General features: G+C 39.1%; 18 protein-coding genes. 4 read left to right on the forward strand and 14 right to left on the reverse strand.

The window, feature by feature from the left end; genetic code table 11:
• Window positions 1-55 precede the first annotated feature (55 nt).
• Complete coding sequence (locus M3189_RS21780) at window positions 56-1,702, forward strand: ABC transporter substrate-binding protein (protein ID WP_251637894.1); 1,647 nt, start codon at window positions 56-58, stop codon at window positions 1,700-1,702.
• Window positions 1,703-1,746: 44 nt separating this feature from the next.
• Here M3189_RS21780 and M3189_RS21785 read toward each other — a convergent pair whose 3' ends face one another.
• From M3189_RS21785 to M3189_RS21840, 12 genes are all read right to left on the reverse strand, one after another.
• The gene (locus M3189_RS21785) at window positions 1,747-1,920 is read right to left on the reverse strand and encodes a hypothetical protein (protein ID WP_251637896.1); all 174 of its coding nucleotides are present in this window, start codon (window positions 1,918-1,920) and stop codon (window positions 1,747-1,749) included.
• Window positions 1,921-2,046: 126 nt separating this feature from the next.
• Window positions 2,047-3,840, reverse strand: coding sequence for an ABC transporter ATP-binding protein (locus M3189_RS21790; RefSeq protein ID WP_251637898.1), 1,794 nt, complete (start codon window positions 3,838-3,840; stop codon window positions 2,047-2,049).
• The gene (locus M3189_RS21795) at window positions 3,837-5,576 is read right to left on the reverse strand and encodes an ABC transporter ATP-binding protein (protein ID WP_251637901.1); all 1,740 of its coding nucleotides are present in this window, start codon (window positions 5,574-5,576) and stop codon (window positions 3,837-3,839) included. Before M3189_RS21795 ends, M3189_RS21790 begins: the two co-directional genes overlap by 4 nt.
• 171 nt (window positions 5,577-5,747) lie before the next feature.
• On the reverse strand, window positions 5,748-8,123 hold the full coding sequence (locus M3189_RS21800; protein WP_251637903.1) for a polyprenyl synthetase family protein: 2,376 nt from the start codon (window positions 8,121-8,123) through the stop codon (window positions 5,748-5,750).
• A gap of 130 nt (window positions 8,124-8,253) precedes the next feature.
• Complete coding sequence (locus M3189_RS21805) at window positions 8,254-9,459, reverse strand: ABC transporter permease (protein WP_251637905.1); 1,206 nt, start codon at window positions 9,457-9,459, stop codon at window positions 8,254-8,256.
• The gene (locus tag M3189_RS21810) at window positions 9,456-10,136 is read right to left on the reverse strand and encodes an ABC transporter ATP-binding protein (protein WP_251637906.1); all 681 of its coding nucleotides are present in this window, start codon (window positions 10,134-10,136) and stop codon (window positions 9,456-9,458) included. The genes M3189_RS21805 and M3189_RS21810 overlap by 4 nt, the downstream gene beginning before the upstream one ends.
• Entirely contained in the window at window positions 10,120-11,346 is a 1,227-nt protein-coding gene (locus tag M3189_RS21815; RefSeq protein ID WP_251637908.1) for an efflux RND transporter periplasmic adaptor subunit, read from the reverse strand. The genes M3189_RS21810 and M3189_RS21815 overlap by 17 nt, the downstream gene beginning before the upstream one ends.
• A 167-nt stretch (window positions 11,347-11,513) precedes the next feature.
• Window positions 11,514-12,980, reverse strand: coding sequence for a protein adenylyltransferase SelO (locus M3189_RS21820; protein ID WP_251637996.1), 1,467 nt, complete (start codon window positions 12,978-12,980; stop codon window positions 11,514-11,516).
• A gap of 107 nt (window positions 12,981-13,087) precedes the next feature.
• A complete protein-coding gene (gene abc-f / locus M3189_RS21825; RefSeq protein WP_251637910.1) occupies window positions 13,088-14,995 on the reverse strand; it encodes a ribosomal protection-like ABC-F family protein in 1,908 nt (635 codons plus the stop codon).
• A 743-nt stretch (window positions 14,996-15,738) separates the two neighbouring features.
• Complete coding sequence (locus tag M3189_RS21830; RefSeq protein WP_251637912.1) at window positions 15,739-16,878, reverse strand: NlpC/P60 family protein; 1,140 nt, start codon at window positions 16,876-16,878, stop codon at window positions 15,739-15,741.
• Window positions 16,879-17,084: 206 nt separating this feature from the next.
• Window positions 17,085-17,459 (reverse strand): MmcQ/YjbR family DNA-binding protein, encoded by a 375-nt coding sequence (locus tag M3189_RS21835; RefSeq protein ID WP_251637914.1) that lies wholly within the window; start codon window positions 17,457-17,459, stop codon window positions 17,085-17,087.
• Between the two features lie 21 nt (window positions 17,460-17,480).
• Window positions 17,481-17,876 (reverse strand): VOC family protein, encoded by a 396-nt coding sequence (locus M3189_RS21840; protein WP_251637916.1) that lies wholly within the window; start codon window positions 17,874-17,876, stop codon window positions 17,481-17,483.
• A 420-nt stretch (window positions 17,877-18,296) separates the two neighbouring features.
• On the opposite strand from M3189_RS21840, the gene M3189_RS21845 reads away from it, so the two are divergent.
• Window positions 18,297-19,808, forward strand: coding sequence for a DHA2 family efflux MFS transporter permease subunit (locus tag M3189_RS21845; protein ID WP_251637918.1), 1,512 nt, complete (start codon window positions 18,297-18,299; stop codon window positions 19,806-19,808).
• A 98-nt stretch (window positions 19,809-19,906) separates the two neighbouring features.
• Here the strand turns inward: M3189_RS21845 and M3189_RS21850 are convergent, their stop codons facing one another.
• The gene (locus M3189_RS21850; RefSeq protein WP_251637920.1) at window positions 19,907-21,148 is read right to left on the reverse strand and encodes a helix-turn-helix transcriptional regulator; all 1,242 of its coding nucleotides are present in this window, start codon (window positions 21,146-21,148) and stop codon (window positions 19,907-19,909) included.
• A gap of 226 nt (window positions 21,149-21,374) precedes the next feature.
• On the opposite strand from M3189_RS21850, the gene M3189_RS21855 reads away from it, so the two are divergent.
• Complete coding sequence (locus M3189_RS21855) at window positions 21,375-21,728, forward strand: DUF485 domain-containing protein (RefSeq protein WP_251637922.1); 354 nt, start codon at window positions 21,375-21,377, stop codon at window positions 21,726-21,728.
• Window positions 21,728-23,293 carry a cation acetate symporter gene (locus tag M3189_RS21860; protein WP_251637924.1) on the forward strand — a complete coding sequence of 522 codons (1,566 nt, stop codon included), beginning with the start codon at window positions 21,728-21,730 and terminating at the stop codon, window positions 23,291-23,293. The genes M3189_RS21855 and M3189_RS21860 overlap by 1 nt, the downstream gene beginning before the upstream one ends.
• Before the next feature lie 324 nt (window positions 23,294-23,617).
• Here the strand turns inward: M3189_RS21860 and M3189_RS27220 are convergent, their stop codons facing one another.
• Window positions 23,618-24,250, reverse strand: a complete 633-nt coding sequence (locus tag M3189_RS27220; protein ID WP_353057475.1) for a carboxypeptidase-like regulatory domain-containing protein — start codon at window positions 24,248-24,250, stop codon at window positions 23,618-23,620.
• Window positions 24,251-24,413 lie beyond the last annotated feature (163 nt).

Below are 24,413 nucleotides of genomic sequence, written 5' to 3' on the forward strand. Positions count from 1 at the left end.
CTATTTAAAAATGACCAATTTTCAAAAAAATGTCTACTTTTAAAGGAATGTGAATATGGACCATTATTTATTAACATTATGGAATTCATCCGCTACTGGGGAAGTCAAGGTACAGGAGCTTGCTGAGATATTAAATCTTAGCGCAAAGCAGACACGCCGGAAACTTAGCCAATGGCAAGAAGAAGGCTGGCTGACATTTCAGGCTGGCAGAGGAAGAGGAAACGATTCGAAATTGCAGTGGACGAAGGATGTTGAATCAGCGTATGAAGAACATTTCCTATCCAAGTTGGAGTGCTATTCGATTGAGCAAGTAAGTAAATTATTATTGTTTAACTGGTCGACTGAAACAAAGCAACGATTGATGACTAAATTTCAATCCAAGTTTGGGTTTCATCAAGAGGGGCAGGACAGGCTCATTATTCCTCGATTTTACCGTTTCTTAACCTATCACCCATTAAAAGCTGCAGACGTACATAGCGCCAATCTTGTTGCAAACATTTATAACCGTGCGGCAACATTGGAGGAAGATAATACAATAACCCCTGAGCTAGCACATAGCTGGGAATTAACGAATACTAAGTTGACATTGTACTTGAGAAAAGATGTACCCTTTCATGATGGTTCCATTCTAAAAGCTGAGGACGTCGTCCACTCTTATATGCGAATGAAGCAAGATGAGATATATGCTGAACTATGGAAACCCATAACAAATATTACCTCACCCGCTTCACTCGTGGTTGAGCTTGAATTTCCAAATGGCTGTCCATATATTTTACCGCTGCTTAGTATGATGACTGCAAGTATTTATAAAGAATCCAACGGACAGGTCATCGGAACAGGCAGTTTTTATATGGGGGAAAATACTGAAGAGAAAACCGTACTACATGCTTTTAAACACTATTATCGGGAGCGTCCACTATTAGATAGTGTTGAATTCATTCAGGTTTCGAGAGAGTTTGGAAATGTTTATTATGGTGCTCATGAATCTAGGGAGGTAGGCACGTTCGAAGTTGAAAGTGATTCAGGCTTCGGTATTGTGGTAATGAATCCATATCGCCAATCAGATATGGCTAGAAAAGAAGTACGAGATTACATTCATATGCTAATACAAGAAAATCGCTCACAAATTTCTACAATAGATTCACGTATTTCAGAAAACAATTCTGGCTGTTTAATAGGTTATTCAAAGCCTTATTCAATCCCAAAAATATCAATGCCCTTACTTTCAAAGCCGTTACGATTGAAGTACACAGGATATGCAAAGGATGTATCCTATTGGTTAAAATCCATCCTTGAACATGCTGGATTATGTACAGAGTTAGAGGAAGTTTCGTTTCATGATGCCCTGTATCATGATCATCTAAAAGCAGAGGCGGATTTATTTATTCACGGAGAAATTTTTGAGTTGAACCAAAGCTTTTCTTATTTTAATTTTATAAAAAATAAGCTTTCCCCACTTCGAAAATTAACACAAAGTGATTCTTATCTGGAAAAGTTGATTCGAGCCTATGATGAATTGCCCTTTGAACAGTGGATTGGTCAGCATTTGAAAATAGAAAAGTATTTAATTGAAAATTCCCTTTGCATTCCACTCTATTATTCTAAGCGACAAATACCGTTTTCCATTAATTTGATGAACATCGAGATTAAGCATTTTGGGTATGTAGATTTATCAAAAATCTGGATGAAGCCTGAATATTAGTACAAAAAGAGTGCCTGACATTCGAATGTCAGGCACTGTTTTTATTAATCTTGATATCCTGATAATTGTTCCTGCACAGAGTTCAATGAATTAATTGCTTGTTGAATCTTGTTTTTGTTATCTGGTTTTTCAGCGTTATTTAAAGCTTGCTGTAATGTACTTACCGTACTTTGAACCGATGACATACTTTGATCAACGTATTGTTTAGCGTTTGGCATATGTAGCACCTCCTTATTTATTTCAAAGATAGTATCTCTCAAGATTAAAAAAATATTTAAATTTCACTTACAAAAAAAAGGCAACTCCCATGATTTCTCTGGGGTTGCCTTTTTTACTATGATGGTTTAGATAACAGGGGTGTTCATGGTTTCTTCTCCAATTTCTACTTCTCTTCCAAATAATCTTGCATAGACACCATTGGTATTATTCAGTAAATCCGCATGTCCACCTTGTTCGACAATTGCCCCATTTTCAAGAACAATAATCTTGTCTGCTGAGAGAACGGTAGAAAGACGGTGAGATATAATAAGGATGGTTTGCTTCTTACCGGTTTTCAAAACGGACTCATTGATTTTTGTTTCGGTAATCGGATCAAGCGCTGAACTTGCTTCATCCAGAATAAGGATTGGTGCGTCTTTAATGATTGCTCTCGCCAGCGATAGCCGCTGCTTCTGTCCTCCAGAAAGAAGGCTGCCTCGTTCCCCGACCATTGTGTTCAAACCTTCTGGCAGGCTGTCAACCAGTTCTTCCAAACCGCTATCCTGCAAGGCCTTTAGTAATTCCTCATCAGTAGCATCTGCTTTTCCGATTCTTAGATTATCTGCCAATGAACCGCTCCGTAATTGAACATCCTGCGTTACAATTGCTATTTGTGACCGCAGCCATGCTGTATCCCATTCAGTAATGTTTCTGCCATCCACTTCAATTTGGCCTTTATTCGTTTCATATAACCTAAACAGCAAGTCAACGATAGTAGATTTTCCTGAACCACTCGGTCCAACCAAAGCCACTTTTTCACCCGCTTGAATATCAAACGTAACACCTGATAATACATTTTCTTCTTTTTCTGGGTAGGCAAACGTAACCTCTTTCAGTCTAATCCTGCCGCTTGCCCTTTCCCCTCGAATGCCTTTCTTTATTTCAGCGTCGGCTGGCTGGTTAGAAAGGAGAATATCTGAACGATCTAGCGCTGGTCCAGTTCTTCTGACAGATAGCCAGTTACGCAGCAGTCTTTGCATTTCATTGGCTGCAATCGTGACTAATCCGCCCGCAGTAAGCATTTGTCCACTGGTTAAATTGTCGTTCCAAATTAATAATGTACTAATTAAGTAGACTATCCCTAAGGCAAATCCGTTATAACTAGCAATGACCACTACCGATTGCATTCTTGCTTTTAGTTCCTTAATCGAATGCTTAACGAAGGAGTTCCTGATGGCAACAACACTATCTACCTCATTCTCAGAAACACCCATAACACGTGATAAATGGATGCCCGTAACCGATTCTCTTAGTCTTTCAAGATATCGGGAAGCCTCCTGTCTTGCATCCGCGGAGGCAGCTCTAGTCCTGATTCCTACATAATTGGAGGTCCAATAAAAGATAATACCTAGAACCACACTGGTAATCATTAAATAAGGATGAATCCAAAGCAGCACCAGACTATAAATGATAACCCCCTGAACGCTTGCCATGAAGGTCGAACCTTCCCATGCAAGGAAGTTGTGAAGTGTATCTGGGTCATCCGAAACTCTTGCCAATAGTTCCCCTGATGAATTGTTATGATAAAAGGAATATGGAAGCACCTGTAAATGACTAAAAAGGCGCAGCTTTTGCCAGTTGGTTACCGTCTTAGCTGTCTGATGACAAAAATATTCATCAATAACCATCATGACTAGATCAAAGATGGCGGAAAAGATTAATAACCACATTAACCCCCACAGCCAGGAATGGTTTTCATTCGGAATGATGGTATCAAGTAACCAGCTAAGTGCTAACGTAGGAATTAATGCTGAAAAAACCTGACTAATCGCAATAACGACTGAGTCGGCAATGACCCACTTTTTATAAGGCCTTAAAAAAGCTAGGACTCTGCGGCCATCACGATTCTTTTTTTGTTGGGAGACGGTGCTTGCATTCATCCGATCATCTCCTTTTCTAACTCGCTATATTGAGCTTTGTATAATTCGTAATACTGCCCTCTTAATGCCAGCAGTTCTTCATGTGTCCCTTGTTCTGCCACCATCCCCTGGTCTAAGAGGAGGATTTTATCTGCGTTCCTAACTGTAACTAAGCGATGGGCAATCGTAATGGTGGTTCTTCCTGGAATTAGTTGTTCAAGTGACTCTTGAACCTTTTCCTCTGTTTCCCCATCTAAGGATGATGTCGCTTCATCAAAGATTAAAACAGGCGGTTGACGTAAAATGGCCCTTGCTAGTGCTACACGTTGTCGCTGTCCACCAGAAAGCTTCAAGCCGCGTTCTCCCACTACCGTTTCATACTTATCTTCCAAGGATTCTATTAAATCCTTCAATCCAGCAGCTTCTACCGCTTTATCTAATTCTTCTTGGGTCGCTTCTTTCTTTCCATATAAAAGATTATTGCGAAGCGTGCTGTTTAAGAGAAAGGTTTCTTGAGAAACAACTCCTACCTGCTGCCTAAAGCTGTTTCGGTTAAATGCGAAAAGGTTCTTTCCATCAATAAGGACTGACCCTTCATCAGGTTCATATAATCCGAGCAGAATTTGAATGAGTGTACTCTTTCCGCCGCCGCTTGTACCAACAATCCCAATGTGGCTCCCTTGTTCCATTGAGAGCGAAACGCCTTTTAGGATTTTTTTATCACTGTTAGGGTAAGAAAACCAGATATTTTCTAAGTCGATCCTTCCTTCTACCTCACCGAAGGACGGAAGCTTCTCCTCATGCTCTTCAGGTAAATCAAAATATTCATAGATTCTCTGCAAAGCAGGTATCGCCTGTTGGATGGTTAGCGCATTTTCAGCTAATGAGCGGACAGGCAAAAACATGATTGGAATGAAACTAAGACAAGCAACGAGGGTTCCAATGGTTATATTCCCTTCCCAAATCGAAAATCCACCAATTAACATCACAACACCAGGAGTTGCAATATTGAATAAATTTCCTAAGCGCCAGTTGACTTTTCCAATCAACGCTGCACGAATGGAGAAGTTTTTCCAATCAGACAATTTCTTTTGCTGTGTTTCTATCTCAGCATTTTGTGTCTGAAAGGTCCTGACTAATCGAATACTTTCAATACTTTCCTGTAAATGTTGATACATATCTGCACTCATATCTCTCTGAGTGGCACTCATTTTTCTCATTACTTTTCCTAATTTAAACGAAGGAAAAATATAAATGGCAAAAACGGCAAACATCACGATTGCAGCTGGCCAGTACAAAACAAATACCGCGGAAAATGCGGCAATTGCGCCAATAACCTGCTGCAAAATACGGGGTACCACCGTATTATTTAAGTTTTGAATAGACTCTACATCGTGAGTCAGACGGTATAACATATCACCTCTTGGTGTGGTTGTAAAAAAAGACATTGGTGTACGGTGCAGCTTTTTGAAGGCTCGAATCTGCATATCGGTAATCACATCTAAGCCGATTTTCACTTGTACATATTCCTGCAATGTCTCAAATAGTGACTTTCCTAAATAGGCAACGAGAACTCCACCGACAACCAAAAGTAAAAAGGTCATTTCTCTATCGCCTATAACCTCATCTACCAGTTTTCCCGCCAAGATAGGGGGCAAAATTGTAAATGCTCCACCCACTAAAGAAAAAAACAGGGCAAGCAAAAGCTTTCTCCAATATGGTTTAAAATGCTCTACTGTAGTTTTTAATAAATTCATACTATTCCTCCTCGCAAGAATTTATTGTATTACAAAAAGTGAAAATATTCATTAATTTTATTCAATGGTTATTTTAATTTTTAAGGTTGTATAAGTAAGAAGTTAAACAGCCAAATAAAAAAGGCAACAACCGTTAGGTTATTACCTTGCTTTTGGACCTTTTTATTACTCTTAATGATCTCGGTGGACTATATAATTTAGTAAATGTTTTAGAAATGTGGTGTTGCGTGGAACTACCTGCAAGGTTTCCACAGCATCACAATAGTGCTCCCACATCGCTTTTTTGGCACCATCAGAACCTAGAATTGATACAAAAGTTGAGTTATTGTTCTCTTCGTCTTTTCCAATAGGTTTTCCGAGTAGGTTCAAATCCCCTTCCACATCCAGCAAGTCATCCTTTATTTGAAAGGCAATGCCGACATGATAAGCAAATTTTTTCAAGGCAGTTAACTCGGATTCTTTCGCTTCTGCAAGAATGGCAGGCATGATTAGTGACGCCTCGAAACCAAGTCCTGTTTTATAGAAACACATAGTATTTAAGTCTTCTACGGTTAACACTTTTCCTTTAGAATATAAATCCATTGCCTGCCCTTTGCACATTTCTTCCGTCAATCTAGAAGAATATTGTATCAAGCTTAGCACGGTCTTCGAATTGAACTGTTCGAGTGATGCTTGTTCCTCTATTGCCTTCTGTGTTAAATAGAGACCTGTTAATTCAGCTATGGCACTATCGTACACCATATGGAGAGTTGGACGTCCCCTGCGAATAGCAGCATTATCCTGTGTTGGCAGATCATCAAAAATCAGTGAAGCTGTATGCATGTATTCCAGTGATTTGATTAGCGGTAAAATGGCCGACTGATCTAGTCCGTATTCCTGAATGCCCATAATCCAAGTAATGATAGGCCTTAATCGCTTTCCATCACCCTCTAGGCTATAGTTTGCAGCCTTAACAATTGGACTATTCAAAGTATCATCTATAGGGATTGGTAAAAGATGATTGATCTCGTTACGTACATTTTCGATTAAATCTGCGAATTCCTCTTGCTCTTTTCGTTCCTTTTTTAAGTTTGTTATCATATGGTCACGCAGGAGTTTATCGAAGAAATCCACGTCGTCTGCTTTAGCTACCATCTTTTGAATGAGGCTATTGAAATTTGGATTTCCTGAAGAAAAGAGATCCATCACTTCATTGTATTGTTTTACGCCCATTCGTTCTTTATATCGCTTTAACCCGTTTATGGCACGATCTAAAATGACTTCACATGCCTTTTTATCCGAGTGATAGACACGATGAATTAAATTGGCAATGACACTCCAATATAATTCAAATGGGTTAATGAGATCGTCCCTTTTATCGTGATATTTCAGATAATAGGTATAGGGTGTTACGGCACCATTCTTCAAATCATCAAACATATCCGCAAAGTCATCTGCCAGCTGGTTGTATATGCCGTAAAAAAAGGTTCGTTTGTCGAAGCCCTCATCTTCGGCTGCATTGATAACAGATCTGACGATTAATCGTGAAGAAGAAGATTTGAGAATAACCGGAATATAAAGGTCTTCATTTGTGTAATTTCCATTAGACAAATGCTTCTCACGATCCACTTCCTGCGAATGAAAAAATACATACGCTTGTTCGAAAAACGATTTGATTGCCTCTGGCTCCTGTTGTGCTTTAATATATTCAAATCCCTCTCGAAGTTCTGAATGAATGAAGGTAATCAAAGCTATATTCTTATCGTCCCATTCCCCTCCCAATTTCGGTACTGCTCCAGTAGTAAGAGTAGTACGGATGAGGTTAGAGTATTGTTTTTTCTCTTTTTCGGATAAGACTTTTGAATCGAGAAGGTCATCAATATAGGGGTAGGTCAAACCATAGGCATAACCTATCCTAATGGCTCTATCAAGTCTGCGAGTCCGTTCTAGAGAGGGAGTTTTATCCCCCATTTCTTCAATCTCATGCATCACGACACCAGCTATAATTTTAATAAGTTTTCGTTGGGCATGATTAGCATCCATCCCCTCTGGAAGGTGGTTGGATACTACTTTAAGTTTATTTATCATCCAGATAATAGTTGATTCAATAGATTCCTGCTGTCCCCACCTGTACAACCAGGCCATTGAGAGAATCTCATTGTTATTTTCACGATTTTCCTTTGGCTGCGTCAGGTTGTTTTTTAAACTGTTAACAACACTCTTAATTCTAGCCTGTGATTCTTTTGAATCCAGCGCTTTACCCAAATCACGCATGAAAATATAAGATATGCTTCGATCCAGGTAATTGTCTAGTTTGCCAGTGTAATCCAGATATTTAATATAATTGTGATAATCACGGGGATCTGCTTTACTTTTACCACGAGAGAAAATAGAAAATAATGAATGATGGAGAATATGGTTGTGCTTCCAGGATTGTATATCTCTAGTTAGCGTAGGAACATAATCTTTTTGCATAACTTGCTGGTAAAGTGATTGAAAATACTCACTCGCCTTTTGCTCAGCCAATGCATAGCATGTATCTTCATTTATTAATACCGACTTAATCATTAAACATTACCTCAACTTCACGTTCACTTATGTATATTAATAATACACGTAAGCTGCAGCTTTATAACTAGTAAACTAGAAATAAAATAAAAAACCCTCAGAACTTTTTACTGAGGGAAAAAAAATTCTGTTACTCGTATCGCAATGCCTCAATTGGACTAAGCTTAGAGGCTTTGTTTGCGGGAAGCAATCCAAAGATAATACCAATTAGTGCTGAAAAACTAACACCTATGAGAACAATTAACGGACTAACACTAGCTGTAATCGGTGAAAACTCGGAAACGAGGATACTGCCTACTGCTGCCAGACCAATTCCAATCAATCCTCCTAAGGAAGTTAACGTGATGGACTCGATTAGAAACTGTAGGAGGATTTTACTTCTTGTCGCACCAATCGCTTTCCGAAGTCCAATTTCTCTCGTTCTTTCTGTTACAGAAACTAGCATTATATTCATAACACCAATCCCGCCTACTAAGAGGGAAATACCTGCGATACTACCTATTAGTAGTGTTAGTAACGAAATCATTGTGTTTAATTCTTTTTCATAATCTTCAAAGTCATTTGTCGAATATTGGCCGTTTTCAAGGCCTTTTTCTACGGTTAATGTATCGGCTGCGAGTCTGCCTGTTTCAGATATGTTTTCAGGATCACTAGCAATCACCTGCAATTGTTCAATTTCTCGGTTACCAAACATCATCGAGATGACAGTACGCGGCATAAGCATCTCCCCGGTTTCCTTATTTCGGAATTGTTCAGGCAGCGGTGATTCATACACTCCCACGACTTTGTATGGATTATCATTAAGGTCAATAATCTCCCCGATTGGGTTTTCGGTCTCCTTAAAGAATTTTTCTCTTGCTATGGTATCTATCAACACTACTCGATTTAAACCATCATTATCTGCGGCATAGAGAGCACGTCCCTCTACTACCTGAATATCCCTGGCTCGGAAGAATTCCGCACCGACACCGGTAATTTGCATTTCACCCTGCTCATCTTCATGTGTCATCATTCCCCAGCCTTGATTCGTTGCAACCACAGCCTTAACACCAGGAACTTCCGCAAGGGTTTCGATATCTTCAGAGGTTAATTCAGGTTCCTGCCAAAACACTTCGGTTTCCCCTTCAGGCGGGATATATTCATAATATATATCAATCGCATTTTTATCCGTACTAAACAATTCATCTGTCATCTGCTTCTTCGTACCTTGACCAATTGCTACGATAATAATAACAGCGGCTACCCCAATGATAATGCCGAGCATTGTAAGCATGGACCTTATCTTATGGTTCCAAATAGACGAAAGGGCGATTTTAAAACTATCCCATATATTCATGAAGACACCCTCCGGTCTTCAGTTATCCTGCCATCCTTTATCGTAATAATTCTCTTAGCATATGCTGCTATTTCTTCTTCATGGGTAACAATGATCACCGTTTTTCCTTCTTCATTTAGCTGTGTGAACAGCTTCATTATTTGTTCACTCGTTTTCGAATCAAGTGCACCCGTTGGTTCATCGGCTAAGAGAATAGTAGGATTATTAACCAATGCTCTAGCAATCGCAACACGCTGCTTCTGGCCTCCAGACAATTGATTAGGTAAATGCTTCATCCGGTCACCTAACCCTACTTTTTCAAGGAGATTTTTTGCCCTTGCTGTTCTTTCCCGCCTAGAAACTCCGGCATATACAAGCGGAGAAGCAACATTTTTAATCGCATTATCTCTAGGAAACATGAAGAATTGTTGAAAAACAAAACCGACATGTTCATTTCTTAGCTTAGCTAAGATGCTCTCTTTTGCAGAGGCGATTTGTTCACCATTTAGTTCATATGTACCTGATGATGGATAATCTAAAAAGCCAATGATATTCATTAAGGTAGATTTACCAGATCCAGATGGGCCCATAATGGCGACAAACTCCCCATCTTCTATCGTTAAATCAATTCCATGAAGTACCGGTACCTCTAATGAACCCTTACCATAAACTTTTGTAATGTCACTCAACTTCATCATATGCGGTCACTTCCATTCCATCATGCATTTCTTCCGTTGGTGTAAGGACCACGAGTTCCCCCGGTGTAATTCCTGATGTAACTTCAATAAAGGCATCGTTCATCACTCCCATTTGAATCTCACGTCTTTCTAACTTACCATCCTTTAAAATATATACAATTTTTATTCCTGCTTCATCGATAAGAGCCGGATGTGGGATAGCCACTTTTTTGCCCGTCTCACCCGCTTTTATTTCTAAAGAAACATGGAAGCCTTGCCGTAACTCGGTCGTATCATCGGTAATTGTAACCTTAAAAGGATACATGGTTACATTGCCAGCTCCGCCACCGCCTTCGAATCCTTCTCCACCGCCGCCATCTGCACTTGGGAATTGTGAAACAGATTCAATCGCACCCTGCCATTCACGATCCTTAAAAACCTTTGGCCGGATGATAACCGGTTGCCCTTCCTTAATCTTGACGGTATCGAATTCACTCATCGATCCAATAACTTTATAGGGTTGACTTGAAATAATGTGGATAACAGGTTCTGCTCCTCCTGCTTCTGTATTGGCCACATTTTGATTAACCTTTACGATAATCCCATCCATTTTACTTACAATGGTCATCTCACTTTTCTGTGCATTTAATTCTTTTATCCGTTCTTCAGCCGAAGTAATTTCCGACTTTGTACTTTCATATTGCATCTCTTGTTGGATTTTTTCATTGGAAAGCTGGTTTACGTCTTCTTGTGAAACAAGCCCTTCAGCGGCCTCTACAGTTTCAGCAACTTGTGTTTCTAGCTTCTTTTTAGCTTCTTTAATCCGGCTGTTGAGATCAGAAATTTGATTTTGCTCTGTTTTCCCTCTACTTTGCAGCAATTCTTTCTCACGGACAGCTCTTTTAAGTTCACTATCAATTTTTGAAGAATCATAGATTATTAGTGGATCTCCAGCTTTGATAGCTTGGTTCTCTGTTACTTTAAATTCACTTATTTCCCCTTTTTCCGGTTCGATAAAGACCTTTTGCTCGCTTTCTGGAACAATTTTTCCTGTAACAAGAATTGATTCTACCAATTCTTGTTCACTCACCTTTTGTACGCTAATACTCATGACACCTTCATCCGTACTTACTGTTTTAATCCCTGTTTTGGCATATAAAAATGTACCCGTGCTCGCAATGACAAGTATTCCTACAATGACTGATATCCAAATCCAAATCTTTTTCTTCACCTATATACCCCCGTAGAATCTATTGTTTATCTAGTATCTACTATAAAGGTACTGGAAATATTTTCAATAGTTTTTAACGGTTTGTTTTTCTATTAATAATCGATAGATTCCATAGGAAGACAAAAAGCCTTTCAGCTGAAAGGCTTTTGTTTTGTAATTTAACATTTTTAAGTTCCACAAAAGGTTCGATACGGACGAGGTGATGCCGCTGGCAGAGCAGCATATTCCATTTGTTCTGAAGAGTACGCATATGGATTGGATAGTGCCTCAAGAAGGCCCTCCATCACACTATAATCTCCATTATTCGCTGCTTCCAGTGCTTCCTCTACCCGGTGGTTTCGAGGGATTACCGCAGGATTACTATTTCTCATTAACTGAATGGAAGTGTCCTTTGATCCCTGCTGCCTGCCTAGTCTTGCCTGCCACTGTTCAAGCCACTGAGTAAATTCCGTTGTTCCATGCAGAATCGTTTCTTCTGGTTTATTCAAGGTTAAGGCTCTGAAGGTGTTCGTATAGTCTGCACGATGCTTTTGCATCATATCTAGAAGGTCTTTTATTAGCGATTTATCATTTTCCTCTACATTAAAAATTCCTAATTTCGCTCTCATTCCCTCTAGCCAGTTCGATTCAAAAAGCTGAGCAAAGTCGGAGAGCTTATCTTGTGCGAGTGTAACTGCTTCCTCTTGATTCTCATGTAGAAGCGGCAACAGAGCCTCAGCTAACCGTGCTAAATTCCAGACACCAATATTCGGCTGATTCCCATAAGCATAGCGGCCTTCTCGGTCAATAGAACTGAACACAGTAGCAGGATCATAGGTATCCATAAAGGCACAAGGTCCATAATCAATGGTTTCCCCACTTATCGTCATGTTATCAGTATTCATTACCCCATGGATAAAGCCAACCAGCTGCCATTTAGCAAGCAGCATCGCTTGACAATTAATCACTTCCTGAAGAAACGAAAGATACCGGTTCTCAGCACCTTCAACTTTAGGATAATGGCGTTTTATTGCATAGTCTGCTAACTCCAGAAGTTCCCCTTCACTGCCCCATCTTGCGGCATATTGAAAGGTGCCAACCCGAAGATGACTAGCAGCTACTCGAGTTAAAATAGCACCTGGCAGATAGGATTCTCGAGCTATCTCTTCACCAGTTGTTACTACTGCTAAACTGCGTGTGGTAGGTATACCTAAACAATAAATTGCTTCCGAGATAATATATTCACGCAGCATTGGTCCAATTGCTGCCCGGCCATCTCCCCCACGTGAGTAAGGCGTCCTTCCTGAACCCTTAAGCTGGATATCAAATCGCTCACCGGTTGGTGTTATCTGTTCTCCAATAAGCACCGCCCGACCGTCACCTAACATTGTAAAATGCCCAAATTGGTGTCCCGCATATGCTTGTGCAAGAGGGGAAGCACCTTCAGGTATTTTGTTCCCAGCAAACACCGCTGCTCCTTCTTCACTTTGTAAATTCTGTACGTCTAAACCCAGTGATATCGCCAATGATTTGTTAAAAATAGCAATCTTAGGTGATTGTACAGGGGTTGGGTTCTGGCTGGTGAAGAATACTTTCGGCAAACGAGCATAACTATTATCAAAGTTCCATCCTGTTTCACTTACCTCTTTCGTCATCGAATCCCCCTTTTCTTCTACCATCGAATATTCAATTTGCTCTGAACTATTTTTCATACTGTTTTGCTTATGCTGTTTTATTATACCCAATGAGGTCTTTCTATAAATTAACTAATACTGATCCACCATACCAAGGCTGAATCAAGTTCTTCACTTAAAAGGTTTTTTCTACGAAAAAGCTTGTTTAGCTCCTCGTAATCCATATGTTCCTGGGACATCGATAAATCAATATCCTTAATTTCTTTTTCAAGACTATTAATCCTTGCCAGAGCATTTGCCATTACTTCCTCTTGATTTATACCTTCGGATTTAACTCTTTGTTTCTTATCTTTTTCACGATTAACGATTGGTTCTTCTTTAGGCTGCTGACTTTTATAATAATCGTAATTTCCTGGGTAGCTTTTTAAACCATAATCCTCCAATGCAATTACTCTTTCAGCGATTTTATTAATAAAAAATCTATCATGAGAAATAAAGAATATGGTGCCTTTAAAATCGTCGAGCGCTTCCTCAAGGGTTTCAATCGAGTCAATATCAAGATGATTCGTCGGCTCATCGAGGATCAATAAATTAATGTCATGGTATAAAAGCATTGCTAGCTTTAGTCTGATTCTTTCACCACCAGACAAATGCTTTACCTTTGTGAATGGGCTTTTTTTATAAAACATGAACTTAGATAAATATTCTCGAGCTTTTCCTTCTAGGATAGAAATATCTTCTCTAAAGGCTTCTAACACCGTGAGCTCTTCATCGTTAAAGGTAATTTTCTGTGGTAAGTAAGCTGCCATTACATTTGCACCTAGTTGCACTACACCATTGTCTGGCTGCTCTTCCCCTACTAGCATTTTTAAGAAGGTGGTTTTCCCGCTTCCATTTGGACCAACAAGCCCCACTCTTTCACCATAATGAACCATTAAATCTGAGTCCTTAAAAATCAGCTTATTCTGATACCTTTTTGAGAGTCCAATGGCTTTAATGGTTTCATTTCCAGACCGCTGCCCTTCTTTGAAATCAAGTCTCATATTTCGTCTGTCAAAAACGGGCTTATCGATTCGCTCCATTTTATCAAGCTTTTTTTGAATACTGGCGGCCCTTCGAAAGAACTTATTATTATCAGCTCTCATTGCCCAGTCTCTTAAGCTTGTAACGGTCTTTTCCATGTTATTTATTTTCTTCTGCTGTTCTCGAAAGTGCTCATATTGAATGCGCATATTTTCTTCTTTTTGACTTACAAAAGCAGAGTAATTCCCTTTATAGGAAATCGATTCCATATCTTCGATTTCGACAATTTTAGTTGCTACATTGTCGAGAAAGTATCGATCATGAGAGACGATAATGACAATTCCTTTATAGTTTCGAAGATAGCCCTCCAGCCATTCAATGGCATCCATATCCAAATGATTGGTTGGCTCATCCAGCAGCAGGATATCCGGATTATGGGTTAACAGCTTTCCAAGCACGACTGTTGTTTTTTCCCCGCCGCTTAGTAAATTAAATTCTTTGTTTAAAAAGGTTTCAGCAAAATTAAGACCCGTACAAACCCTTCCTAATTTTTCATCACGTTCGTATCCGCCCTTTACTTCAAATAGTTGGACCAAATCGCTATATTTATTTAGGGCTTTTTCTAGGGCAGTATCTTCCAATGTTTTCATTTGCTCTTCTAATTGACGCATTTGAATTTCGATTATGTCAATTTCCTCAAAGGCCAACTGTAAAACATCGATAACCTTTAATCCTTTAGGATATACAGGTGATTGCTCCAAGTAAGCCTTTGAAGCTCCTCTTGGCAAGTTAATTAGACCTTCATCATACCCAGGGCTTGAGGTTTGCGGGTATCCAGGATAATAATGCATTTGCTCAATTCCGGCGATAAGTTTAAGAATGGTGCTCTTGCCGCTTCCGTTGGCCCCGATGATACCAATCTTCTCTCCTTCATAAGCCTCAAACGATATATTTTTAACCACAAGGGTAGCTTCCATAAATTTCTTAACACCATGTAATTTCAGTTCTAACATAAAATCTCCTTCTTTCATCCATAATCTAAGTTATGCATTTATGGACAAGGCAAAGAAGAACCTGCATTTACTTATTTATTTTTAATATTGAGGCTGTATTAAACTAGGCTGTTGATTTGCACTCCAGGGCGCTATGCTTTCCGCGGGCTCGCCCGTGAGCCTCCTCGCAGCTTCGCTCCTGCGGGGTCTCACTCAGCTCGTTCATCCCGCAGGAGTCAAGCGCCCTTCCGCTCCAATCAACAGGTTCTAAAAATCAACAGTATCCTTTAACACAGCAAAAATTAAAAAGACCGTTAGAAGATGGTTCTTCTTACGGTCTACATAATCATGGATATAATTTATTTAAAGTAGATAGGAAAATACGCATATGTTAAATTAGCGCATAGTTATGCCTAAACACCTCGCATAAAAACGGAGGAGTGCTTCAAATAAATGATTATCTTGATTCAGTAAAGTAAGTTACCTTCTAAATTGCCATAATTCCATAAGAGCATAACAAATAAGCCTATGTTTAATAGGTGAATGTACACTCATTACAAAATTCATATTAATTTTCAAATGAATTAATATTAGCAATTAGTTGGTTCCATAAACTTACTTTCCCCCTTCAAAATTTTCTATATTATCTCACTTTTTCATTATTTTGTAAATAATCTGTATCATAATTTTTCTTAAAAAAGACAAGAAAAAAGGCAACGCCCAACAGGGTTAGTTGCCTTGCTAAATTATAAAAAGTTTCGAGCCTACTTTAAGATTCTAGATGCTGTTGAAAATTTAGATGGATTAAACGATGCAATTTTCACGACATCACCCGTTTGTGGAGCATGGATATATTGTCCGCCCCCAATGTAGATTCCAACATGATAGGCAGGAGAGCCTCTGAAAACTAAATCTCCAGGCTGTACTTGGCTTAGAGAAATTCTTGTTCCAACATTTTGCTGTGCACTAGAAGTTCTTGGAAGACTAATGCCAACAGAACGAAACACATATGATGTAAATCCGGAACAATCAAACCCACTTGGCGTTGAACCACCCCAAACGTAAGGAACTCCCAAATACTGTTTAGCAGTTGCAATAACACTATTTGCAGTAGCTGAATTTGTTATGGGTGCAACTACAGATGGTGTTGGTGCTTGTGTTGATGCTTGTGCTGTTGCTTGTGTGGTTACTGGAGCTTGTGCTTGAGACTGTTGCTGCGTTTCTAAAGCAGACTCTCGAAGTGCTTGCTCAGCGGCCAATTGTGCCTCTTGTTGAGCCCTTAATATCTCTAACTCACCTTTTGCAGCTTCAAGTTCTTGTGCAATTTGTTGTTTGTTTTCTTCTATCTGTTTTTGTTCCGCAGCTAATTCTACTTTGCTCTTTTCTAATTCGTTAATATGATTTTGTAATTGTTCCTTTGCCTCTTTTAACGTTACTTCCTTTTCTTTAAAACCTTCTAGTAGTATATTATCATTTTCAATAATTTTAGAAATAGCAGTAAAACGGTTAAAAAACTCTGAGATGCTGCCAGCTGAAAGTAAAACTTCTGCGTAGGTAACGACCGACTGATTTCCTTTTTCCTGAATGCTCTTTAATCTTTCTGAATAAACCTCTTTATGGTTAGCTAGATCCTCGTCTGCTTTGATAATTTCAATCTCAGTTTCTTTAATTTTTCCTTGTTGTGTGACAATTTTTTCATTTAGTATTTGACTTTTTTCAATAGATAACGAGATTTCGTTATCTAATTGTTGGAATTTTGTTTCAAGGTCATCAATATTTTGGTTAACAGCATTGATTTGTCCATTTGTCACTGGAACTTCTGGATTTGCAAATGCAGGTGTTGCTTGTATTGTTGTCGCTAAAACAGTAGTTGCGACAATATATTTTATGTATTTTTTTATCATCATTAGTTCTCCTCTTGGAAACTATCATTTATTAAAAACTTCTTAATATATTCCTAGTTTATATTCCAATAGGACTAAAAACAATAATACAGTCGATTTTGTAATTAAAATGTAATTTAATGTAGAATAATCTGTCACAAATGTAAACACTTACACATATTATCAAAAACCACAAAAAAATGAAGACAGATAAATTCCGCCTCCCCTTACCTTTTATGTATTTCATTCCACTGCTTTACCAAACGCTTAGGTGCAGCACGTAAATAGGCTTCTTGAATTAAATCCTTCAACTCATCCCAGTTTTCTTCAGCCGGATTCTGGATAGAAACCCAGCCGTGTTGACCGATATATGGAGTTTTGTAGAAATGCTCTTTCTGTAGCAATATCTCTTGCGTTTCGCGGTCTGATTTGAAAGATAGGCTGAACCCCTTCTCATTTTCACCTGATATTACAAACGATTTCCCATTGATTTTAAACGTATTGTGACCGAAACCGTCGATATGTTCAATGGCTTCGGGCATGGAAAGACAAATTTCTCGTAATTTTTCAAGTATGCCTGTCGATTCTAGTGATTTCACCATTTTATTCACCTAACATAGATTTTATTTTGCATTAGCGTCGGGTTGATGAATTCCAAATATATTTCCTTCGGTATCAATATAATATCCTTGCCAAGCCATTCCGGGCAGGGCATACTTTGGCAGTGCCACTGTGCCGCCATTCTCAATGATTTTTGCCTCGATTGCGTCATAATTTTCCACACCCATTGTACAAGCAAATCCATTTAAAGCTTGGTTTGCTTCCGGTGCAGCTCCATGACGCTGCATCAATGCACCGTTGATTCCAGGTTCATTTTCATCCCCTGTTACTGCTCCAAAATAAGGCATTCCTGCATACTCACTATAATCTTGAAAGGACCATCCAAATACCTCTCCATAAAACTTCTTTGCTCGGTCCATGTCACTCACATGAATTTCAAAATGAACTAATCTACCCATTATAGCCTCCTACAATACTTTTTTGTGTTTACGCTTACCATTTCCTATTATAGCCATAAAAAGAATAATTTAAATTAATAGCACAAAATAGATTTCTCTATCCAATATGTAAATACAGTATTGGGGTTTAGACTCACATACTGTTTCATTTTCAAATACATATCTATGCCATCAGAAACATCGTGCCATAAATCAGTAAACACAAAATCATAGTTATCCTTAGACACAAAAAAGCAATAACAATCAACTATATACTATAATCAAGCAGTTTTGGAGAATGTTTTTTATTATTGGAGAGCTTAAAATAGAATGTATGCTAGCGCTTACTTAAGCTGGGTAAGTGTTTGGGATAGCACCCCGAAAGAATTATCCAAACCAATTTTCGCACTGAGAGTCTTTTATACACGAAGGAGAGACACAATGAATAAATCGATAAAAAAGACTCATCATCCACCGTATGGGATTCTTGCTGTACTTATGATTGGCACATTTATAACATTTTTAAATAATACATTATTAAATATCGCACTGCCATCGATAATGGTGGACTTAGATATTGACACAGCAACCGTTCAATGGTTAACAACAGTCTTTATGCTAGTGAACGGAGTTTTGATTCCAACAACTGCATTCTTATTTCAAAAATTCTCAGTCCGGCAATTATTCTTGGCAGCAATGAGCATATTTGCATTAGGGACGATTATTGCCGGTAGTACTGATTACTTTTCCATTTTATTAATTGGACGGATTCTTCAAGCTGCTGGAGCAGCAATCATGATGCCGGTATTAATGAATGTGATGCTAGTGAGCTTCCCAATTGAAAAGCGCGGTGCAGCGATGGGAGTGTTTGGTTTAATTATCATGTTCGCTCCAGCAATAGGTCCTACTTTATCAGGGTGGATCATTGAACACTATCACTGGAGAATGCTTTTCCACTTTATCACGCCAATCGCTATTGTCGTTATTTTGATTGGATTTTTTTCGCTCAAAGACAAAAAGAATAAAACTGATATTAAACTCGATTTATTTTCGCTTTTGATATCAAGCATTGGTTTTGGGGGTATCCTATTCGGGTTTAGTTCCGCCGGCAGTAATGGCTGGAACAGTGCGCTAGTTTATATACCGCTTATTATTGGAGTTATCTCCCTAATATGGTTTATCTTACGGCAAACGAAGCAAGAATTTCCCATGCTAAATTTTAGTGTGTTTAAATACCCAATGTTTTCTCTATCTGCAACGATTACTATTGTGCTTAATATGGCCATGTTTTCAGGATTTTTACTACTGCCTATCTATGTCCAAACAATACGCGGTATATCTCCGCTGGACACCGGATTATTGCTGCTTCCAGGAGCGCTATTGATGGCCATTATGTCACCTATTATAGGTAGATTATTTGATAAGTTTGGGGGGCGTATGTTAGCGATAATCGGCCTAGCTATCACAACGATTACAACCTATTATTTCAGCCAGTTAACTTTTACAACACCCTACAATTACTTAGTGATTTTACATGCTGTAAGGATGTTAGGTATATCAATGGTGATGATGCCAGTTTCAACAAATGGTTTAAATCAATTGCCAGCAAATCTCTATCCACACGGTACGGCCATGAACAACACAATAAATCAGGTATCCGCTGCCATCGGTACGGCCCTTTTGGTCACGGCTATGTCCAATTATTCGAAATCATACGCCGCTCAATTAACAGAAGAAGCTTTAAAAAATGCACCAGAAGCAGGGATGGCTGAAATACAGGAGCAAATTGCCATGAAAGCCATGCTTGAAGGAATCAATTATACTTTCTTTTTGTCAACCTTAATTGCTTGTTTTGCCCTGCTGCTTTCCTTCTTTATCAAACGGGCAAAACAGCCAGAAGATCAAATAGAAGGAAAAACATCTAAAAAAAGGATTACACGTAAATTGGCATAGAATTAGATTTTATCTTACGCATAAAAAAAGTCCCAAGTGAAGAATAATCACTTGGGACTTTTTCAACGCTACGAATAGTGCCTCACTTAATTCCTTTATTAAACAAAGATAATTTCTTCTGTCGCTCTGTACTCCCTTGGAGAAAGGCCAACATACTTTTTAAAGGTACCACTGAAATAATTTGGTGTATTGAAACCTAGTTCTTCAGCGATCCACTCAATCGTATGATTCGTATGACGCAAAAGCCACACTGCACGCTGCAAACGAACAAAGGTGACATATTCAACAAAATTGCGTCCTGTTTCTTGTTTAAATATCCGACTGAAGTACGGTACACTAAGATTAATTTGATCAGCTACCCGTTTTAACGAAAGATCTTCGATACAATACCGTGCTATATAGTCTGTACATTTCTGAATCTGAACATCCTTTGTAATCTCTTCAAAATAACGCAGTGAAGGCCTGGCATACGGCGTGGTACGCCTAGCCTTGCATGCTTCTCGATAGGAATGATGCAGGAGGAGCGGTTCACGGTAGATGGAGCCTGCACCTATATATAGATAAATTCCATACTCGTTTTTCAATGCTTGAATAGTATCAAGAATCCTGTTCTCCCCTTCTTTCCAGTGTATTAAGGAAACGTACTCGGGAGGCACCTGGATTAGCATAAGTAAATGTTTTCGGTAGGAAAGGAAAGTAAGCTGATACCCTTGAAAGCGGTTTCTAAAATATTCTTGAATCTCCCTCGGTTCCCATCCTTCCAGTTCCCTGCTGCCAGAGCATCTGACAAATCCCTGAATAAAACAGACCACATTTGGCATCGCCTCTCCTGGAAGAAAAAAACGAGATTGAATTAATTCCTCTTCCGTTGTTTTATCGCCAGCCAGCAGCCGGCGCAAAAATGCCTCTTGAAATGGTATCGTGTTGCGCTCCGTATTTTGTTCCTTATGAATCTGATAATATAATTCATCATAAACAATAGAGTTAGCATTCGTAATTGACAGTTCCCGAATAGCCCGTTTCAATGTACGAAGAAATATATGTTTTTTCACGGATTTCACTAGCAAGTACTCTAGCTTGAACTCGATGGCAAGCGGTGAAGTATACAATAAGGTTGGGTCTAGTAAGGGAATAATCCTGCATTCTTTATTGCGTTTGCGGAATCGGTGAATTTTAACCCAATCATGCCATTTTCTTACTTCGATAACAGCTATATGTATATCATGTTGATTAAACTCAGCTTCTGTCAGTATAGAACTTCCCATAAATTCTTCTTTAACCCAGTCTGCCAGCTTTTGATATTCAAGTTCATCTTCTATTGCTAGACTAATTGAATACATTCTATATTCTCCCTCCTTTCTGAAAATATGGAATTTAAAGTTATTTTTATATACAAATTATAGTATGAAAATTAGACTATAATAAATATTTGTATATTTCTGATAATTTATTGTAAGGTATATGTCCATTTTATGACGTAAAATCATTTTTATAGTATCTTGGCCGGGCTAAGAAAGGGTACTAGAAAACGGCTGACGCCTAAATAATATTAAGGAGGAGTAACATATGGCTGGAGAGTATACTGAGTACGAGTATGTTGAGGCAGGTACGATTGACGTTAGTGAACTTAAGCCGCTCGATCCCGAAACTAGGAAAATCATGAAAGGTGAATTTAGTACTGGTCTTAAACTTACGGTTTTTTATTATATTTTTATTCTAGCAATCCCGATATTAAATTGGTTCGCAGGTGATTTTATGTTTTCTCGTATGTGGGGCGGCATGACATATAGTTGGTTTTTGACTAGTGTTGTTGCAATGGCAATGGCTTTTATCATTGCTTTCGCTCACACTGCACTTTATGAAAAACGTTTAAAAAACTATCAAAATTCTGGTTCCTCTGAAGAAAGGAGAGTTATTTGATGGCCATGTTATTTGAACCTAAAATGCTTTTAACGATTCTCCTCATGGGAACGATTGTTTATATCACCTATTTATCAAAAAGAAGTGCAACTGCTTCTGATTATTTCGTTGGCGGGCGAAGCTTCGGCTGGTTTACAAACGGTTCAGCCATTGGCGGAGACTATTTAAGTGCTGCGACCTTTCTTGGTATTGCCGGTCTAACGTATCAGCTTGGGTATGACGGCGCTTACTATGCCTTTTGCTTCTCTATCGGTCTGACTCTTCTTGCTATGTTCGTTGCAGGACCACTTCGCAGATTCGGAGCCTACACAGTAGCAGACTTTTTAGCCTATCGTTTTCACAGCAAACGGGCGCGCCTTGCTGCTGTCGCTGTAGTACTTGCGATTTCAGGTTTCTATGCAGCTCCTCAGCTACTTGGTGCAGCGCAAATTTTAAGCATGTTCTTTGGTACAAGCTATGAATTTGGAATTATCTTTACATGTTCGGTCATGATTTTTTATGTTGGTATCGGTGGAATGAAGGGTACTACTCTTAACCAAGCGCTCGAATTATGGATTCGTCTTGGCGCCTTTCTCCTCATGGTTGGCGCAGCCATCTATGGCGGACTTCATTATCAGGAGATTCTTGCAGCTATTAATGAATTTAAAGGTACCATTACCGGTACTTCAGCGTTTTCCGTTGACGGAAAAGATATACCATTTGATGGGTCTGTTTGGACCGGTACCGGCAACTACTTCCCATCTTTCTGGCAAACAATATCGATGACAATCGGGCTTTCACTCGGTACGATTGGACTTCCTCACATCCTGCTTCGCTTCTATACAAATCCAAGTGCAAAAGCAGCACGTAAGTCCGCTCTTATGGCAATTGGTATTGCAAGCGTGTTCTTTTTCTTCGCTGTGTATCTTGGAGTAGTTGGTCGCTCCATTTTTCTAAGCGGCAATGTAGATTCAGGCGTTATGAAGGACCTTATCGCGGGCGGAAACAATATGGTTGTTCCATCTACTGCACAGGCGCTAGGTGGAGAATGGCTGCTTGGCCTTGTTATCGCAGGCGCATTTGCAGCCGTCTTCTCGAACCTTTCGGGATTATTCATCGCAAGTTCTGGCGCCTTAGCCCATGACTTGTATGCAACTTTCTTCCGTAAGAACATCACAGAGAAGGAGCGCGTACTCGCGGGTAAAGTTGCAATTATAATCCTTGGTGTTTTATACGGCGTTCTCGGCCTCATGGTAAAAGGAGCTTCCATCGGCCATCTGGTCGCACTAGCGTTCACCGTTGCTGCCAGTACGTTTACCCCAATCTTTATCTTGGGTATTTGGTGGAGAGGAATGACAGAGAAAGGAGCAATTGCCGGGCTCGTTACTGGCCTTCTTGCTTCGATGTACATGATTTTCTTTAAGACGACTCTTCCTGAGTTCCTACAGTTCAATGTACCAGGATTAATTACAGTGCCAATTGGATTCCTATCTGTCTATGTCGTCTCAAAGCTTGATCGCAGAGTGCCTGCAGATGTAAACGACTTTATGAAAAAAGTTCACTCCAAAGAATCGGAAGTAGCATAGAATATAAATTTATTAAAAAGGGTGTACAAAAGCAAATCGCTTTTGTACACCCTTTTTTGCATTAGAATAAGGCCTAATCTTCTAAATAGCAACTTCGGTGCCTGTCACTAACCGAAGTTTTTTAGATTTTGTCGAAGATATATACTAGATTAATAAGTGTACTTCATGGAAAATGAGCCAATTTTGGGAATTGGCACAAATATCATTAAGAAAAATCCGTAACCATTTGTTTACCATGGTATTTGTTCCGTGAACCATTCTTATGAAACAAGATTTTTCGGGTAGTGACAGGCACAAGAGATATTGAAGTTTATCCAAAATCTCTTACGGACAGATGAAAGTGATAGTTTGAGAGGTACTTACAGTAACCCCTAAAGGAGTAGTAGCAGTAGCTGTTATTGTTACAGAGTTTGGACCTGACACACCAGTAAATGTTCCTAAAACATTAAAGTTACCATTGACATCTGTAAAAGGTGTTGAATTGCTGAAAGTTACATTAGCACCCCCAGTTGCACCAGTTACTGCAAGAGTTACTTGAACACCAGCCAATGGAACTCCGAGTGCACCGACTAACGTTCCTGAAATAGGAAGAGTTGCACCACAAGTTGCACCAGTAACAGGATTGATTGTTACACTTCCTGGTGTAGTACTTGCTAGTAAATCTAACACATTTTCAAATTTAAACTCTAGTAACATTTCTTTCTTGATTACATCACGAAGAGTTCCTCGAACACTATCATTGATACCAAGAAGGTCCTCTAATGAAACCTCTGCTGGAGTAAACGTAACCCCTGTATCTAATGTTCCTAGCACGAATTGAAGCTCTTCTGCTGCAGCATTCATCATGTGAGCAAGAGCCAATTCCTCCAAAGCAATGGAAGCCAAAAGCAAAGGAATTGTCTGTTCAGTAGTGGCCGAAATAAGCGGAGTGATATTAGGAATATTTGGAAAAGCCATAATCTTTCACCTCCTTTGGTAGTAATATAAGAGAACAAAAGCTAGTAAATCTATTGTTCTCTATATTTTTATGCAACAAGCGTTTGATAGACTCCATACTTGTCCATATGTGGGAGTGGATTTTTATCTAAAAAAAGCCCTTTTTTTATAGGTGTCTGTCACC

It is taken from the genome of Neobacillus niacini (assembly GCF_023715415.1).
Taxonomy (GTDB): Bacteria; Bacillota; Bacilli; order Bacillales; family Cytobacillaceae; genus Neobacillus; species Neobacillus niacini_C.

What these genes read in the sequence shown, in the direction of transcription:
- M3189_RS21780 (WP_251637894.1), top strand. Translation starts at nt 56, where the DNA reads ATGGACCATTATTTATTAACATTATGGAATTCATCCGCTACTGGGGAA.
- M3189_RS21785 (WP_251637896.1), bottom strand. Translation starts at nt 1,920, where the DNA reads ATGCCAAACGCTAAACAATACGTTGATCAAAGTATGTCATCGGTTCAA.
- M3189_RS21790 (WP_251637898.1), bottom strand. Translation starts at nt 3,840, where the DNA reads ATGAATGCAAGCACCGTCTCCCAACAAAAAAAGAATCGTGATGGCCGC.
- M3189_RS21795 (WP_251637901.1), bottom strand. Translation starts at nt 5,576, where the DNA reads ATGAATTTATTAAAAACTACAGTAGAGCATTTTAAACCATATTGGAGA.
- M3189_RS21800 (WP_251637903.1), bottom strand. Translation starts at nt 8,123, where the DNA reads ATGATTAAGTCGGTATTAATAAATGAAGATACATGCTATGCATTGGCT.
- M3189_RS21805 (WP_251637905.1), bottom strand. Translation starts at nt 9,459, where the DNA reads ATGAATATATGGGATAGTTTTAAAATCGCCCTTTCGTCTATTTGGAAC.
- M3189_RS21810 (WP_251637906.1), bottom strand. Translation starts at nt 10,136, where the DNA reads ATGATGAAGTTGAGTGACATTACAAAAGTTTATGGTAAGGGTTCATTA.
- M3189_RS21820 (WP_251637996.1), bottom strand. Translation starts at nt 12,980, where the DNA reads ATGACGAAAGAGGTAAGTGAAACAGGATGGAACTTTGATAATAGTTAT.
- abc-f (WP_251637910.1), bottom strand. Translation starts at nt 14,995, where the DNA reads ATGTTAGAACTGAAATTACATGGTGTTAAGAAATTTATGGAAGCTACC.
- M3189_RS21830 (WP_251637912.1), bottom strand. Translation starts at nt 16,878, where the DNA reads ATGATAAAAAAATACATAAAATATATTGTCGCAACTACTGTTTTAGCG.
- M3189_RS21835 (WP_251637914.1), bottom strand. Translation starts at nt 17,459, where the DNA reads ATGGTGAAATCACTAGAATCGACAGGCATACTTGAAAAATTACGAGAA.
- M3189_RS21840 (WP_251637916.1), bottom strand. Translation starts at nt 17,876, where the DNA reads ATGGGTAGATTAGTTCATTTTGAAATTCATGTGAGTGACATGGACCGA.
- M3189_RS21845 (WP_251637918.1), top strand. Translation starts at nt 18,297, where the DNA reads ATGAATAAATCGATAAAAAAGACTCATCATCCACCGTATGGGATTCTT.
- M3189_RS21850 (WP_251637920.1), bottom strand. Translation starts at nt 21,148, where the DNA reads ATGTATTCAATTAGTCTAGCAATAGAAGATGAACTTGAATATCAAAAG.
- M3189_RS21855 (WP_251637922.1), top strand. Translation starts at nt 21,375, where the DNA reads ATGGCTGGAGAGTATACTGAGTACGAGTATGTTGAGGCAGGTACGATT.
- M3189_RS21860 (WP_251637924.1), top strand. Translation starts at nt 21,728, where the DNA reads ATGGCCATGTTATTTGAACCTAAAATGCTTTTAACGATTCTCCTCATG.
- M3189_RS27220 (WP_353057475.1), bottom strand. Translation starts at nt 24,250, where the DNA reads ATGGCTTTTCCAAATATTCCTAATATCACTCCGCTTATTTCGGCCACT.